This is a genomic window from Porcipelethomonas ammoniilytica (genome assembly GCF_025567485.1).
GTDB lineage: Bacteria > Bacillota > Clostridia > Oscillospirales > Ruminococcaceae > Porcipelethomonas > Porcipelethomonas ammoniilytica.
Window position 1 is genome coordinate 108,380 of sequence record NZ_JAOQKH010000003.1, and the last position, 15,250, is coordinate 123,629.

15 protein-coding genes are annotated in these 15,250 nt (G+C 36.3%); 5 read left to right on the forward strand and 10 right to left on the reverse strand.

Going from position 1 to position 15,250, the window contains the following annotated elements:
* Window positions 1-46: 46 nt before the first annotated feature.
* Window positions 47-850, reverse strand: coding sequence for a ComEA family DNA-binding protein (locus tag OCV67_RS03655; RefSeq protein ID WP_147642505.1), 804 nt, complete (start codon window positions 848-850; stop codon window positions 47-49).
* Window positions 851-1,022: 172 nt separating this feature from the next.
* On the opposite strand from OCV67_RS03655, the gene OCV67_RS03660 reads away from it, so the two are divergent.
* The 5 genes from OCV67_RS03660 (at window position 1,023) to OCV67_RS03680 (ending at window position 5,267) form a co-directional block, all read left to right on the forward strand.
* Window positions 1,023-1,970, forward strand: coding sequence for a mechanosensitive ion channel family protein (locus OCV67_RS03660; protein ID WP_147642506.1), 948 nt, complete (start codon window positions 1,023-1,025; stop codon window positions 1,968-1,970).
* A complete protein-coding gene (locus OCV67_RS03665) occupies window positions 1,970-2,860 on the forward strand; it encodes a metallophosphoesterase (protein WP_147642507.1) in 891 nt (296 codons plus the stop codon). The genes OCV67_RS03660 and OCV67_RS03665 overlap by 1 nt, the downstream gene beginning before the upstream one ends.
* 125 nt (window positions 2,861-2,985) lie before the next feature.
* Window positions 2,986-3,384 carry an OadG family protein gene (locus OCV67_RS03670; protein WP_147642508.1) on the forward strand — a complete coding sequence of 133 codons (399 nt, stop codon included), beginning with the start codon at window positions 2,986-2,988 and terminating at the stop codon, window positions 3,382-3,384.
* Window positions 3,385-3,421: 37 nt separating this feature from the next.
* On the forward strand, window positions 3,422-4,618 hold the full coding sequence (locus tag OCV67_RS03675; protein ID WP_147642509.1) for a sodium ion-translocating decarboxylase subunit beta: 1,197 nt from the start codon (window positions 3,422-3,424) through the stop codon (window positions 4,616-4,618).
* A 127-nt stretch (window positions 4,619-4,745) separates the two neighbouring features.
* Window positions 4,746-5,267, forward strand: coding sequence for an HD domain-containing protein (locus OCV67_RS03680; protein WP_147642510.1), 522 nt, complete (start codon window positions 4,746-4,748; stop codon window positions 5,265-5,267).
* A gap of 46 nt (window positions 5,268-5,313) precedes the next feature.
* Here OCV67_RS03680 and OCV67_RS03685 read toward each other — a convergent pair whose 3' ends face one another.
* The 9 genes from OCV67_RS03685 to OCV67_RS03725 all read right to left on the reverse strand — a co-directional run bounded on the left by OCV67_RS03685 (window position 5,314) and on the right by OCV67_RS03725 (window position 15,247).
* Window positions 5,314-5,922, reverse strand: coding sequence for a cytidylate kinase-like family protein (locus tag OCV67_RS03685; protein ID WP_178084982.1), 609 nt, complete (start codon window positions 5,920-5,922; stop codon window positions 5,314-5,316).
* A 315-nt stretch (window positions 5,923-6,237) separates the two neighbouring features.
* Complete coding sequence (locus tag OCV67_RS03690) at window positions 6,238-6,753, reverse strand: CarD family transcriptional regulator (RefSeq protein WP_147642512.1); 516 nt, start codon at window positions 6,751-6,753, stop codon at window positions 6,238-6,240.
* Window positions 6,754-6,997: 244 nt separating this feature from the next.
* Window positions 6,998-8,230 (reverse strand): sensor histidine kinase, encoded by a 1,233-nt coding sequence (locus OCV67_RS03695; RefSeq protein WP_147642513.1) that lies wholly within the window; start codon window positions 8,228-8,230, stop codon window positions 6,998-7,000.
* A complete protein-coding gene (locus tag OCV67_RS03700; RefSeq protein WP_147642610.1) occupies window positions 8,217-8,885 on the reverse strand; it encodes a response regulator transcription factor in 669 nt (222 codons plus the stop codon). Before OCV67_RS03700 ends, OCV67_RS03695 begins: the two co-directional genes overlap by 14 nt.
* Window positions 8,886-8,922: 37 nt before the next feature.
* Entirely contained in the window at window positions 8,923-9,696 is a 774-nt protein-coding gene (locus OCV67_RS03705; RefSeq protein WP_147642514.1) for an ABC transporter ATP-binding protein, read from the reverse strand.
* Window positions 9,697-9,712: 16 nt separating this feature from the next.
* Window positions 9,713-12,061 (reverse strand): ABC transporter permease, encoded by a 2,349-nt coding sequence (locus OCV67_RS03710; protein ID WP_178084983.1) that lies wholly within the window; start codon window positions 12,059-12,061, stop codon window positions 9,713-9,715.
* A 162-nt stretch (window positions 12,062-12,223) separates the two neighbouring features.
* On the reverse strand, window positions 12,224-13,099 hold the full coding sequence (locus OCV67_RS03715; RefSeq protein WP_147642516.1) for a hypothetical protein: 876 nt from the start codon (window positions 13,097-13,099) through the stop codon (window positions 12,224-12,226).
* Between the two features lie 184 nt (window positions 13,100-13,283).
* Window positions 13,284-14,471 carry a bifunctional phosphopantothenoylcysteine decarboxylase/phosphopantothenate--cysteine ligase CoaBC gene (gene coaBC / locus OCV67_RS03720; protein ID WP_147642517.1) on the reverse strand — a complete coding sequence of 396 codons (1,188 nt, stop codon included), beginning with the start codon at window positions 14,469-14,471 and terminating at the stop codon, window positions 13,284-13,286.
* On the reverse strand, window positions 14,465-15,247 hold the full coding sequence (locus OCV67_RS03725; RefSeq protein ID WP_147642518.1) for a type III pantothenate kinase: 783 nt from the start codon (window positions 15,245-15,247) through the stop codon (window positions 14,465-14,467). The genes coaBC and OCV67_RS03725 overlap by 7 nt, the downstream gene beginning before the upstream one ends.
* Between the last annotated feature and the right edge of the window lie 3 nt (window positions 15,248-15,250).

Consider the following 15,250-nt stretch of genomic DNA (forward strand, 5'->3'; position numbering starts at 1 on the left):
TAATAATGTGCATTACATTAAACATATAACTTTTTTAAAACGAATTTTACTTTACGTAAACATAGTTTTTTATATCTTGGAATTTTTCCGGCGTCATATTTTCAGCATAAAGCAATTCATATATATTCTGAAAATAGTGTATACTTGTCCTCAGCTTCACAATATTTTCCGCTGTCATAATATCGATTCCGGGAAGCTTCTGAAAATCTTCTGCCGATGCCGTATTAATATCCAAAACAGGTATTACAGCTTCCGATGTTTCCGCTGTCTGTTCAGTAAAATTTTCCATTGGCGGAGACACAGAGTTTTCAGACGGTATAATTTCCTGAGCAACAAACTCCTCTGCTTCCCGTACATCTTCAGTTTCTTCTTCGTCCATTTTTTCATATGTTACATATATATGCGGCTCTATCGCACTGTATGTCCCCTCACCTATTCCGCTGACATTCATTATTTCATAAGTACTGTAAAACGGTCCGAAAGCGTTTCGGTAATCAACTATTTTCTGTGCTGTAATTTCGCCGATGCCTTTAAGCTTCATAAATTCTTCCACAGACGCCGTATTCAAATCAAGATACAAAAATTCCGTTTCTGTTTCTGCTTCTGTTATAGCAGGAATACTTTCAGATACAGCCGCTGTGGACTCCATAACACTATTTTCATTCTTCGCCGTCGATGATTCGGCAAAAGATGAAACAAATTCCGTTTCCGGTTGTGTATTTTCCCAAAATTGATAATAATCAGATACATCAGGCGTTTCCTTTTTGCTTTCCTTTGAAAACAGAACAATAGATACTGATATAAAAATCAAAAAAGATATGCTGAAATATAAAATAAGGTTCTTTTTCATAAAATATACTTTCCATGTAATTCGCTTTATATAAGCGTTATTCGACACAATTCGACATTTTCAAGCCGTAAAAAAAATTATTTTAATTATATTTAAACATTGACTTTTTTATCACATCACAATATAATTATAAATAAGAAATTAAAAATATTTTTAGTATACGGAGGATTTTATGACTACTGCTGCTATTACGTCAATATCGGAAACAACTACAACTACGGAAACATCTGTTGTTACCGAGTCTTTTCAGGAAATCCTATCCAGCGCTATAAACAGTCCGGTCAAGGAAACTGACAAGCTGGAAATAATCATAAGCGCAGTAGGCAATAAAGCCAAGGACATGCTGCCGTCTCTGGGAACTGCAGCTTTAACTTTTTTAATAGGAATATTAATCACAAAATCTATTTTAAGAATTTTTAAAAAATGCCTAAATAAGGCAAATATTGACGCAGCGGCTATAGGGTTTATTTCCTCTATACTCAAAGTACTTCTTTATATTATAACAATAATTATTGCTTTGTCAATACTTAATATACCGATGACGTCAATCATAGCTGTTTTAAGCGCTGCCGGACTTGCTATAGGACTGGCTTTGCAGAACAGTCTGTCAAATCTTGCCGGAGGATTTATAATATTATTTTCCAAACCGTTTAAGTCCGGAGATTTTGTAGAGACTAATTCTGCCTCCGGAACAGTAGAAAGCATAAGTATTCTTTATACAAAAATTCTCACTACCGACAATAAAACAATATATATACCCAACGGAAAGGTTGCTGATTCCCAGATAATAAATTACAGTGAACAAAACAAACGCCGAGTTGATTTTGAATTTGGAATCAGCTATTCAGACGATCTTGAACGCGCCAAAAAAATTATTACAGAACTTGCTCAAAAGCATGAACTTATTCTCAAAGAACCCGAACCGCCGTTTGTAAGATTAGGGGTTCAGGCAGAAGATTCTTTGCAAATTGTTGCACGCGTATGGACCGCAACAGAAAATTACTGGCAGGTAAAATTTGATTTTACCGAAATGGTAAACCAGGCGTTTAACGAACATAACATAACTATTCCGTTCAGACAGCTTGACGTACATATTCATAAAGGAGACTCATTGAAATAATGGAAGATATAAACCAGAATATATCAGTACAGCCGGAGCCGCCTCCGGTCAGTAAAAAAAAGAATAGAAGCGGCTGCATATCAAAACTTGCAAAACTGACGCTTATTCTGTTTATAGTATGGTGGTTTAATAACTGCACTCTCAAAACAACCAAAGCAGAAATAAAATCCGATAAGATAAAAAATGAAATAAAAATTGCTGTACTCAGCGATCTGCACGCTTCCGATTATCCGTTTTCAATAAGCAATGAAAGAATCGTTAAAAGAATAAATAAAATAAATCCTGATGTAGTATGCGTTCTGGGAGACATGCATTCAAGCAACGCATCGGAAGATGAAAAACAAATTTCTATGAACCTTATGACAGATATAATCAAAGACGGCTTTAAGCTTTATTTTGTTCTGGGCGAGCATGACGACAGACACAATGAATATGTATCTAAAATGGAAAAAAATGGAATAAATGTGCTGGATCAGGAATCTGAAACTATTAAAATAAAGGATACTGAAATTACTTTTTATGGCATAAGCAACGCCTACTTCTCTCCAACATTTGATCTTTCTAATGAATTTGAACTGAATAAAAATACATATAACATATTACTTGCACACATCCCAATGTATAAAGATTATGAATCATTCGGTGCAGACCTTACTCTTTGCGGCGATACACACGGCGGAGTGATTCAGATACCGTTCCTGGGGCCTGCATATCATAACAGCCAAATACTTCCGGAACTTTTCGGCAGTAAAGAAAACGTGTACGATAAAGGTCTGTTCAGCTACAGCGGCGGATATATGTTTATTACCTCAGGTATAGGAAATTACCCGATTCCTGCAAGATTTAACAATCGCCCCGAGATTGGTGAAATTATAATAAAACCTGAATGATTTAATATTTTCGTTTATTAATACTGTTTTTTATTTTAATTTTATTTTTTTCTTGCAAAACGGAAAAAAATAGTGTATAATAATAATTATGTATTATAAATTTTAATATAGGAGAGTGTTGCAATATGGATCTGACCGCTCTATATTCCATGGCTGAAAAGCTTGAAATCAGCTATGTAACTGCCGTTGTAATCACCGGTCTCAGCGTTGTTTTTTTAGGTCTTGTCATTCTTATACTTTTTGTTTGGGCTTTCGGCAAAATTTTCACTTCAAGAAATAAGCCTACCCCAAATGAAAAAGTTCCTGCACCCAAAGTAACTGCGCCTGCACCCGTAACTGCGCCGGTTAATGTTTCCAACGATAGTGAAGATGAAATTATAGCGGTTATTTCTGCTGCCGTTGCTTCGATGGGACAGGCAGACGGAAAGAATTACAGAGTTAAATCTGTCAAAGCCGTTAAAAACAGACCTTCAAGATCTGCATGGTCACTGGCAGGCGTTCAGAACGATACTATGCCGTTCTGATTCAATCAGCATAATTTTATGAAAGGATTAATTATCTATGGGTGAAGTTTTCAGTATCTTTATAGATACCATTAAAGATCTTGCTCTTTCCAGCGGTATTGCTCATATGGACTGGAAAAGCGGCATAATGATTCTTATATCATTCGTTTTTATGTATCTTGCAATTGTAAAGCAATTTGAACCGCTTCTTCTTCTTCCGATTTCATTTGGTATGTTTTTGACAAACCTTCCTGAAGCGGGTATGTACCATCCGGAATTATGGGTTAACGCTTCCAATATCGACTTCGGACAGGTATTGCATGAGGGCGGTCTTCTTGATATTTTATATCTAGGGGTCAAGCTGCAAATATATCCTCCTCTTATATTCCTGGGAATTGGTACAATGACTGACTTCGGTCCGCTTATTGCCAATCCGAAAAGCTTTTTGCTGGGCGCTGCCGCACAGGCAGGTATCTTTCTTACATTTATCGGTGCCGCAGTGCTTGGATTCTCAGCTGCTGAATGCGGTTCTATAGCCATTATCGGCGGCGCTGACGGTCCTACAGCTATCTATGTTTCAAGTAAGCTTTTAAGCGGCGGCGGATATAAAATAAGTACTGGTACGATTGCTCTGGCTGCTTATACATATATGGCTCTTGTTCCTGTTATCCAGCCTCCGATAATGAAACTTCTGACAAGCAAAAAAGAACGTGCAATAAAAATGCCTCAGCTTCGTCAGGTTTCAAAAACAGAAAAAATTATTTTCCCTATTGCAGTTACGTTAATTGTTGCACTTCTTGTTCCTTCAGCTGCCCCGCTGGTTGGTATGCTGATGCTGGGCAATTTGTTTAAGGAAAGCGGTGTTTGCAGCAGACTTGTTGATACAGCTCAAAATGCTTTGATGAATATTATCACTATATTCCTCGGCATTTCTGTTGGTGCTACAACTCAGGCTGACAAAATTATTAATATTGAATTCGGTAAGGTTATCATTCTCGGTGTCGTTGCATTTTCTGTAGGTACTGCATGCGGCGTATTGTTCGGTAAAATCATGTGCAAGGTTACTGGCGGCAAGGTTAACCCTCTTATCGGTTCAGCAGGTGTTTCTGCCGTTCCTATGGCTGCCCGCGTTTCACAGAAGGTTGGTGCGGAAACTGATCCCACAAACTTCCTGCTTATGAATGCTATGGGACCAAATGTTGCCGGAGTTATAGGCTCCGCAGTTGCTGCCGGAATTCTTCTGAGTGTTATTTAATTATATATAAAATTAATAATCGGTCGACATGACCGATTATTTTTTTACAAGATTTTCACTTGACTTATTATGCTGCATGATTTATAATTTACTTTGGAAGCTATATAATAATAATGAGGTGTTAAAAATGATAAGTGCCGTAGGTTCCAAAAAAAATATTCTTGAATTACCGTTTTATAACTGTATTTCTGATATTTTTGAAAGTAAAGAAATTCAAAAACTAGGTGATATAACTCACCATATATATACTACAAGACTTCAGCATAGTCTTAATGTTGCATATTATAACTATATTATATGTAATTTTTTTGGTTTTAATGCTGTTTCTGCCGCCCGTGCCGGACTAATGCATGATCTTTTCTATTATAACCGAAAGGAAAGAGTTAAACATAAAGGTGAAAAATCACATTGTGCACATCATCCGGTTTTAGCTGCTGAAAATGCCAGAGAAGTATTTGATGTAAGTCTTCTTGAACATGACATTATTGTAAAACACATGTGGCCAATGACATTTAAGCTTCCCAAATACAAAGAAAGTTATGTTATTGTATTTGTTGACAAATATTGCGCACTACTCGAAGTAATGTCACCTAAATACCAGAAGATCAAAAACAGATTTTTTAAAAATAAAGTTCAAACTGCTGTTTAATGCTGTATTTAAGAAAGGCGCTGATATATAATCAGTGCCTTTTATTTTAAATATACTTAAGTGTGTCAATAATTATATCAGAACAATTTTCTACACCGAATTTTCCGCTGTTAAGACAAATATTATAATGTTCCTTAAGTCCCCAAGTATGACCAGTATTGCCGCTGTAAAAAGATTCGCGGCGCTTGTCATTCTTTTTTATAATATATTCAGCAGAACCAGGACTCACACCATATTCTTCAATAACACGCTTAATGCGGCTTTCCATATCAGCATAAATAAATGTATGGAAACATGAATCAAGATCACGAAGAATAAAATCCGCACACCTTCCAATAATCACACAACTTCCTGAAGAAGCCATTTTATTTATTATTTTTACTATTTCATTGTATAGAATATTTGACTTTGATATAATATTATCTATTTTTTTACCGGATTTGGACGCCAAAGATAACTTATATAAAAAACTTTGTGAAACTTCTTCCTGCATGCTTTCCAGATATTCTTCCGGAACATTGCATTTTTCAGCTGCTTGTTGAAGTATTTCCTTATTGTAGCATGGTATACCCAATTTGTCGGCCACCTTTTTACCGATTTCAAGTCCGCCGCTTCCAAATTGTCTTTCCAAAGTTATTACTATTTTTTTATTCATCGAAATCATCCCCATTACAATTTGAGTAATATTACAAAAATAATACAAAGTTGTTGAACTAATTTATTTATTTTTATGAATTATATTATACCATGTTATTTGATAAAATGCAAGTATAAATATATTTTTTCTTTAAATTGTCATAATTATAATTATATAATATAAAAAATATGATAGGGATAATTATGTAAATTAATGAAATTAAAGATCCAGAATCTAAATGTCAAAAAATTTTAATTAATACTATACATATCAAAAAGGCTGCGCATAATATATACGCAGCCTTTTTCATGTACCATTTAATTATTATTTTAACTAATCTTCGCAATTTTTAGATTTAATTCTTTCAGTTATAAAATTACCTATCTGATCTTCTTCAATGCCTAAAACAAAAGCAAATTCCTGGTGAATTAAATGTTCAGCATCCTGCATCATTCTTTCATCGGCAGCAAGGAGTTTTTTACCCTTTAATCGTTGATTTTCCTGTTGAATATATAAAGTATGCATCATTGAAATAATCTGATGATAATCGTCGCTTCTTAGTACAGAGTTAAATATATTTTTTCTTGTATTTTTATCCTCGTACCATTGCGTTTCAGCTTCAGGCATTTCATCAATCAAACTATAAATTTCTTCCTTAGTAATCAGGTTTCTTACTTTTGATTCACAATTATTGCATGGAATATAATAAGAAGAATTTTTGGTTCTGATTGGTATAAGCTTAAAATATTCAGTTTCATCAACACCGTTAAAGCATTTTTTTACTTTGCTTTCAATCCGACAGATTTCCTTTGAACAGTAAACAACATAATTTCCGATATTATAACTCATTTTTGCACCTCGCTAACTGCAGTTAAGGTATGATTTATGTTAAACTTTACTAATAATATTATACCATATTTGAAATTGATTTTCAAAGGTATAATTGCATAAAATTCCTTTACTGATAAATTGGGTACAATTGTAATAATGCATAAAACCGGACGTGCTGTGAAGGAATATGAATATGCAGATGACCCTCAAACCAATACCGAAAATCCCATGGTTACAACCGAGTTCAGCATTCAGCATAATTTTATGCCTTGGAAAATACCATACTTACCGATATAAAGCCGTCTTTTATTTCAGCAAAAATCTCTCCGTTCATCTTATGCATAAGCTGTCGGTTGATGTAAAGTCCCAGACCGCTGCCTTTTTCGTTCTCAGCATTTTCTCCTCTCCAGAAGCTCTCAAAAATGTGAGGCAATTCGTTTTCAGAAAGGGTACAGCCGCTATTCCTGACTGTAATAAGCAAGCAGCCGTCCTCCTCTGAAATCTGTATATCTATGCTTTTTCCGTCACCATATTTGATTGCATTCTCCATCACATTCTGCAAGACCTCAACGCTGCGGTCAAGGTCTCCTTTCAGCAGACGATCCATATAACTTCCCACGAAAAAATCCGTTCTGATGAGCCGTAGCTTTTCCGTATAATACAGCTTAATCTTACTGATAAGCTCCGACAGATAAAATTCGCCCATTTCCACTTCAAGGCTTAGAAAATCCTCCCTTGAGGCAGTAATGATCTGCAAAACGTAGCTTTCTATCTCGTCAGCTTTGGTATTGATGCTTTCGGCAATTTCAATCTGTTTCTCTCTGCCGTCATACAACCCCTTTGAAAGTGCCTTTGAATAAAGCTTTATCGCAGACAGCGGCGTTTTGATGTCATGTGACAAAGATAAAAGCAGCATTTTCTTATCCCTCTGCAAATCAAGCTCACGCTGTTTCTGTTGCTCCATATTTTCACGAAGCAGATCAACACCCCAGATAAATCTACCGAAAAAGCGGCTTTTATCTTCTTTTATCGGACACGTAAGATTCCCCTTTGACAGTTCATAAGGAACGTTTGTCAGATTTTCAAAAGGCAGCAGAATCTTTATCCGTATAAATATCAGAACTCCTATAATCATCGCAGATAGAATACCCAGAATAATATTTACCATAAGCATCACGCTGCTTTTGTCCGACTCCATATCCGTTGTATAGTCGAAACGATAAAGCACACCATTTATTTCACGGATCGTATAGTCGCTGTCGGAATCATAAAATTTGTCGCTGTATTTTTCAATATGCGTGACATATTCGCAGCCTGACATATCCACACTGTCAAAACCGCTTTGTTCAATTTCAAATACAAGCCTGTTTATCTCTACACGATATGGCCTGCCGCTGTCTGTATTATCCGAAGAAGCAAATAACAGATTGAATACGGCAAAAATCAGAATTATCATTGCAATTACAGCGGCGAATATCTTATTAAACGCTTTCATATTTGTAGCCTACGCCCCAAACGGTCAAAATTTTCTTCGGATTTTTCGGATCATCTTCAATTTTCTGCCGAAGCCATTTGATATGTACAGTAAGGGTCTGCTGCTCCGAAAAGCTGTCACTGCCCCAGATCTGATTGAAAATATATTCCTTGCTCAGAGCCTTACCCTTGTTTTCCATAAGAAGCACAAGCAGGTTAAATTCCTTTGATGTCATTTCAACGAGTGTACCGTTTTTGTACACTGTACGGCTGATCTTATTTATGCGGATATTGCCGTCGGTCAATTCGGAGACAGCATATCTCCGCTTAAATATTCCACCTATCTTTGCAAGCATGATGTCAATATCATATGGCTTTTCAATGTAATCATCCGCACCAAGAATAAGTCCGTTAAGCTTATCCTCCTTTTCTGTTTTTGCACTTACAATAAGAATAGGTGTGTTACTTTCCTCACGAATTTTTCTGCACACCGCAAAGCCATCCATACCCGGCAGCATAATATCCAACACAACAAGCCTTGCGCCGTACTTTTCATAAATCGACAAGGCTTTTTCACCGCTTTCCGCCATAGATACTGTGTAATTTTCCGCACGAAGAAAATCACACAGCAATCCACTCAACTCCTTGTTATCTTCCACAATAAGAATATCAGTCATAATAAATCCTTTCAAAGATATGACTGCTGATAATATCTTACCATCCAAGTTCCAGCAGCCAGTTATTCAGTGATCGTTCACGCTCTCTCATCTGAGAAGCGTTTTCGTATCTGTCTAAATTATACTCGCCTTTTATGTTTCCGTCAACTATGTAAAGCGCTCTTGTACATTTCGCTGCAACCTTTACATCGTGAGTGACAAGCATTATTGTCGTACCTTCATCGTTAAGCTTCAAAAGCTCCTCCATTACCTCGTCGGAGGAGGTGCGGTTCAATGCACCCGTCGGCTCATCGGCAAATATCATTTTTGGTCGGTTTATCATACTGCGGCAGATACAGGCACGCTGAAGCTGTCCGCCGGAGACTTCATTAATGTCATTGTCGGCAATATCAATAATGCCCAGCTTGCGCATAAGATCCTGACCGTGCTGTACGGTCTCTTTGCGTGTTTCAGTATTCTTTTTCGACTGGCAGGCAGGAAGAATAATATTGTCCAGTACGGTCAGATTTTTCAGCATATACATCTGTTGAAAGATAAATCCCATTTCATCAAGCCTAAGACTTGCAAGTTCTTTCTCACCCAATTTAGCAATATTCTCTCCACAGAAGTCCACTTCACCGGCAGTGATACTGTCCATCCCCGAAACGGCATAAAGAAGCGTGGACTTGCCCGAACCTGAAGGTCCCATAATTGCCACCATTTCTCCTTCAGAAACAGTAAAATTTACATTTTTCAGAACGTTATTCTGGCGTTTATTTACGATATATGTTTTACATAAATCTTTAACGTTTAAAACTGTATTTGTATTCATAGCTGTTCTCCTTTGATTATTCAATATTTGAGGCTTCCGCAGCAGAAACTTTTCTTAAATTCTGCGCTGAAATAAATGCGGCAAGTTCCGTTACGATCAGCACGATCAACGGATAGAGCACATAAACCTCCAGAGGCATTATATCAAAATGAATGCTGTATGCTCCCATCATTTGGAATACAGGCTCAACTGTCAACTTTGAAAGAGGTGTGGAAAGACACGTACCCAAAACTATTGATATCAGCAAAACAATTCCAATTCGTATGGTCTGCCATGCAACAAGAGAAGAATTTTTAAAGCCTATGGCTTTCAGTACTGCAATTTCACCTTTTTCTTTTATAATAAAACTTTTTACCATAAGTAAAACAACCAGTATATTGATGCACAGAATTATACTTAGAATAAGTTTTTTTACACCTTCCAGCTGTCCGGCAACATCGCCAATCATATAGTCGATATATTCACCGGCATTATAAACCTTTGCATCATGATATAATTCCTTAAGCAGAGATTTTCTTTCTATAAGTGTTTTGCTGTCGGGATCATCAGTATATTTTATCTGAATGCCGAAACCTCCTGACGCATAGTTATAATCAAGCTGCTCGTCCTGGTAAAAGCGTATGCCTTCACCCAGATTGTTCATGGACTGATTGATAGCAGTTACAGTGTAGGTTTTTACTTCTTCACCTATTTGAATATTGACGTCATCGCCGATCTCTGCACCAATATTGTCTGCCACAATATAGGAAATTGCTACCTCGCCGTTATTCTGCGGAGGGGTTCCCTCAAGGTATGAATACATATCCGCAGTAACCTCTCCCTTACCCTGAAAAGCAAGAGAAGACATTTTTTTATCTCCATGTGCAATACTAAACCGGAACATTACCTCTTGAAATACATCCGCTTCTATATTGTTTTCACTAAGTTTTTTCCTGACATCGTCAAGTCTGCCGCTGATCATTCGTTCATTGCTTCCGTCAGCAGAAAATAACAGTTCCTGAGAAATTACGTGATCACAGTCTGCCATGTTGAACATTGTAATTAATTTATCCGATTTTAGTGTATTGATAGTATTTACAGGAATAATGATCAGTAGCAGTCCCACAGTAAAAATCAAGATCATTGAAAAAAATCTTTTGGGACCGCTTAGAATATCATTTATTGCCATAAAAGGTACGGGAGAAAGTTTTGATTTGCTTAGATGAATAAATCCCTTGTTTTTGTAACGTTCGCCTGTTTTACCGCTTCTAATTGCGTCGATCGGCGAAAATTTCCTGATCTTTCTTGTGCAGAAATAACAAAACAAAACAACAACAACCGCAGTACTTACAGCGCAGGCAGCATTCAGAATAAATTTACCATCACTTGAAATAATGATATTTTGAGAAGCATTTTCTATCAGGAGTTTGCTGAACGGAAAACTGAGTACAAGTCCGATTGAAGCGCCAATGACAGATATTGCAAGATATTTTACTATGTAAAGCTCTCTGATTTTGTTGTTTGTAATTCCAATAGCTTTCATAACGCCGATTTCACGGAATTCCTCGCTCATCGTGAAGTTGATTGTAAAATGAAGAATAACCATAGAAATCAGAATAAGACATATGCTGACAATCAGAACAACGGCCGCTATGAGCATATCCATAATGTACATCCGCTTGATTCCCGAATAGTTCATATTCATAATCATCTGCAAATCAAGATTATAAAACTTATCCATAAATTCAGTATCATCAGTATAAACTCCAATAGAATCCATGATATCTGCCTGCTCACTGCAAAACAGCTTAAAGTCGTTTTCACTTACCAGAAAACGCGTCATCCCAATCATCGCCGAACCAAAAAGAGCATCCTTTATATACCCCTTTAAAGTAAATTCCTTTTTAACGCCGTCTGCTTCTACTACAATTTTACAGCCTTCATAAAAATTATTTTCATCAGAATTGAAAATTTCGGCGGTAACATAAATTTCGCCGTCATTTACTTGAGTCAGCTCATTGGAATTCCTGTCAAATACCTTTGTACCGTTTACGGTCGATAGGCACAGGCTGTTTCCGTATTCAAACTGATCCCCGCTGATATTAACATTGACAGGATCAATTTGAAGAAGCTCTGTACAGCTGTAAAAATAATCATTGTCTTCAGCGAAAGTCTCAAAGCTTTTGATTGCTTTTTCATCTGACGTTGCAAACCAATAGTCGGGTACGTTTGCTTTTTCAAAATAGCTGTCCAGCGCAGTTGAAATTGTAAACAAATTGTTTGCACTGCTTGCAATAAACGTTGCCGCCATAGTAATGAAAATCAAAAGAATGACATTCATGGTCTTTTTTCTTTTCAGGTCTTTTTTAAGTATTCGCAAATACATTTTCATACCCCTTTCATCGTTGTGATTCAATTGTAGCATGAAAATTATTAAATAATCCTTAAATCTGATCATAGTAATCGCAGCAACATTCAGTTCTTATTTATGCTGATAAATTGGCTGCAATTGTAATAATGCATAAAACCGGACGCATAAAACGTCCGGTTATTCCATATTATGTTTTCTTTTTTTAACAATTAGTACCACGCTGAAAATTCCGATAACAATTACACCAGCAGCAATACTGAATATAATTAAATAATTATTCATAGTATCATCATTATTATTTTCAACTGTTACTTCTTCGATAGGCTTTATAGGAACACCTCCCATTGTCATCGGATCAATAACATCTATATCAAAAGTATTATCCATGGCTTCCATAAAATCAGAAGCTTTGTAAACTTTTCCGTTGTCAATTCTGTTTCCTATTTCTTCCAACATAAGAGGCGCAGAAAAGTATGGTACAACATATTCATTTTCAGTTGTTTTAATATATATAATATCCAGATAATATACAAAGGAATTTGCATGTATAATATCAATTATTTCTCCGTTTATCTGTTCCTTTGCACGTTCGGTTTCAGCATTAAAATCTATTAATTCATCAGGATTGTCTATGCTTTCAGATCCTATTGCTTTAAGCTTTCCGTCTACAGGATACAAAGTTACCAACTGTCTTTCTGTTGGAACAAATATTCGATAATCATCAGTAATCAATGAAGCAAAGTTATTATTTTCTTTATATGTGTCTATCATATAGCCATCTATACAATAGCTTTTATAGGCTTTGCTTAAATCATAATTTTCCAGTCCATCGAAGTATCCTTCAATATCGCTTTTTATGGAATATGAAACGGCATCTTTATCTTGTAAATTGTCGGCATAATAATCAAGGGCTGATTCAGCTTGATCTAATTCGTCGGAACTTATAGAATCGGTCTGAGTTATTTCATTTGTACTGGACTCATCAGCAAACGCAATTGTATTTAAGCATGATAAGTATATTGCAGAAATTAATATACTGATTATTTTTTTCATATAAATCACTCCTTACTTTTATGACTAATAAATAAACGTATTAATAACTAGCTACAATTACATTATATTTCCTATCATATAATTTTTCAATATTTATATAAATATTGTTATTAATCTGTAACTTATTGTATAAAAATATTAAAAATGACAAATAAAACCGGACGTTTAAAACGTCCGGTTGCTTTTATATTGATATTATAGCGTCAAGAATACGGTCTGCCGCTTGTTCCTTTGTCATAAAAGGAAGTTCATTTATTGAGTCATTTGTAATAAGTGTAATTATATTGGTATCCGTACCGAATCCGGCGCCTTCACATTTTAAGTTGTTCGCTGCGATCATGTCACAATTTTTCTTTTCAAGCTTTTTACGTGAATTTTCAATTAAATTTTCTGTTTCCATTGAAAAACCACAGATAAATTGTCCGTTACGCTTGTGCTTGCAGACTTCCTTAAGAATATCTTTAGTACGTTCAAGCTTTATTTCCATATCACTATCGGATTTTTTTATTTTTTGGTCAGAAACATTTTTCGGACGGTAATCGGCAACAGCTGCCGCCATAATAATTATATCCGCAGAATCAGCATTTTCTATTACTTCATTGTACATTTCTTCGGCGCTTACAACGGGTACCACATTAACAAACGGCGGAGGCTGAATTTGCGTTTTTCCTGTAATAAGAGTCACGTCTGCGCCTCTAAGCATTGCACGGTTTGCAATGGCATATCCCATTTTGCCTGTCGAGTGATTGGTAATATACCTTACAGGATCTATGGCTTCACAGGTAGGTCCGGCAGTTACAAGTACTTTTTTGCCCGATAAATCTTTATTGCATGCGATTGATCTTAAAATATATGAAATCAGTACTTCTTCTGAGGGCATTTTTCCTGTTCCGATCGCTCCGCATGCAAGGCGTCCGCTTTCGGGAGGAATAACTGTCCAGCCGTATTTTTTTAGTTTTTCAATGTTATCTTGTACAACAGGATTTACAAACATATTAGTATTCATAGCCGGAGCAATAATTTTGTCGCACCGACATGCAAGTGCAGTAGTAGTCAGCATATCGTCTGCAATACCGTTTGCCAGCTTACCGATAACATTTGCGGTTGCCGGAGCTATCAGCAGTACGTCTGCTTTCTGGGCGGCTGAAATATGACGAATATCAAATTGAAAATTTCTGTCAAAGGTGTCAACCATGCATTTGCTTGAAGTTAGTGATTCAAAGGTGATCGGTGTAATAAAATTGCATGCGTTTTCAGTCATCATAACGTCTACATCGGCATGAAGCTTTATCAGACTGCTGCATACTCCCGCCATTTTATATGCAGCGATTCCGCCCGTAACTCCTATAAGAACGGATTTTCCTTTCAGCATTTCATTTCCTCCTTTTCATTTTTATATATGATATAGAGTCCTTTCAGCAAAAGATTTTTATCATAAATAATTTTTGACTTACAGTATGGAATTACTGCTCCTGCATTTCCGCCTGTTGCAATTATTTTTGGATCAAAATCAAGCTCGTTTGAAATACGTTGGATCAGACCGTCAATTTGTGCGGCAGTTCCATAAACAATACCGTTTTCAATTGAGCTTACGGTATTTGTACCGATAATTCTTTCTGACGGCGTACCAAGCTTTATTCTTGGCAGCTGGGAGGTATTGTTTATTAGGGAGTTAAGGGATGTTCTCACACCCGGAAGTATGAGTCCTCCTAAAAATTGGTTTTGCGGATTTATTACTGAAACAGTTGTAGCTGTTCCCATATCTATAATTACCAGCGGCGCTCCGTATTCATTTATACCTGCGGCGGCATCCGCAATACGGTCGCTGCCAAGCTGTGACGGATTGTCAGTGATAATTTCAATACCTGTTATACTTTCTGAATTGACCGTTATTGGTTCAAGTTTAAAAATATCGGAAACAGCTTCTTTTAAAATATCTGTCAGAAGAGGTACTACGGAAGAAATAATTGCACCTTCAATTTTACTTTCGGAAATACTGTGGCTTTTAAGAAGAGTTTTTATTTCTTCCTTGTAATTTACTTCTAATTCTGAAATGTCAGTCACCGTTTTTCTACTGGCAATAAGTTCGCTGTTATTTATAAGTCCCATTACTACTGTGGAGTTTCCAATATCAACAGCAAGTATCATAAT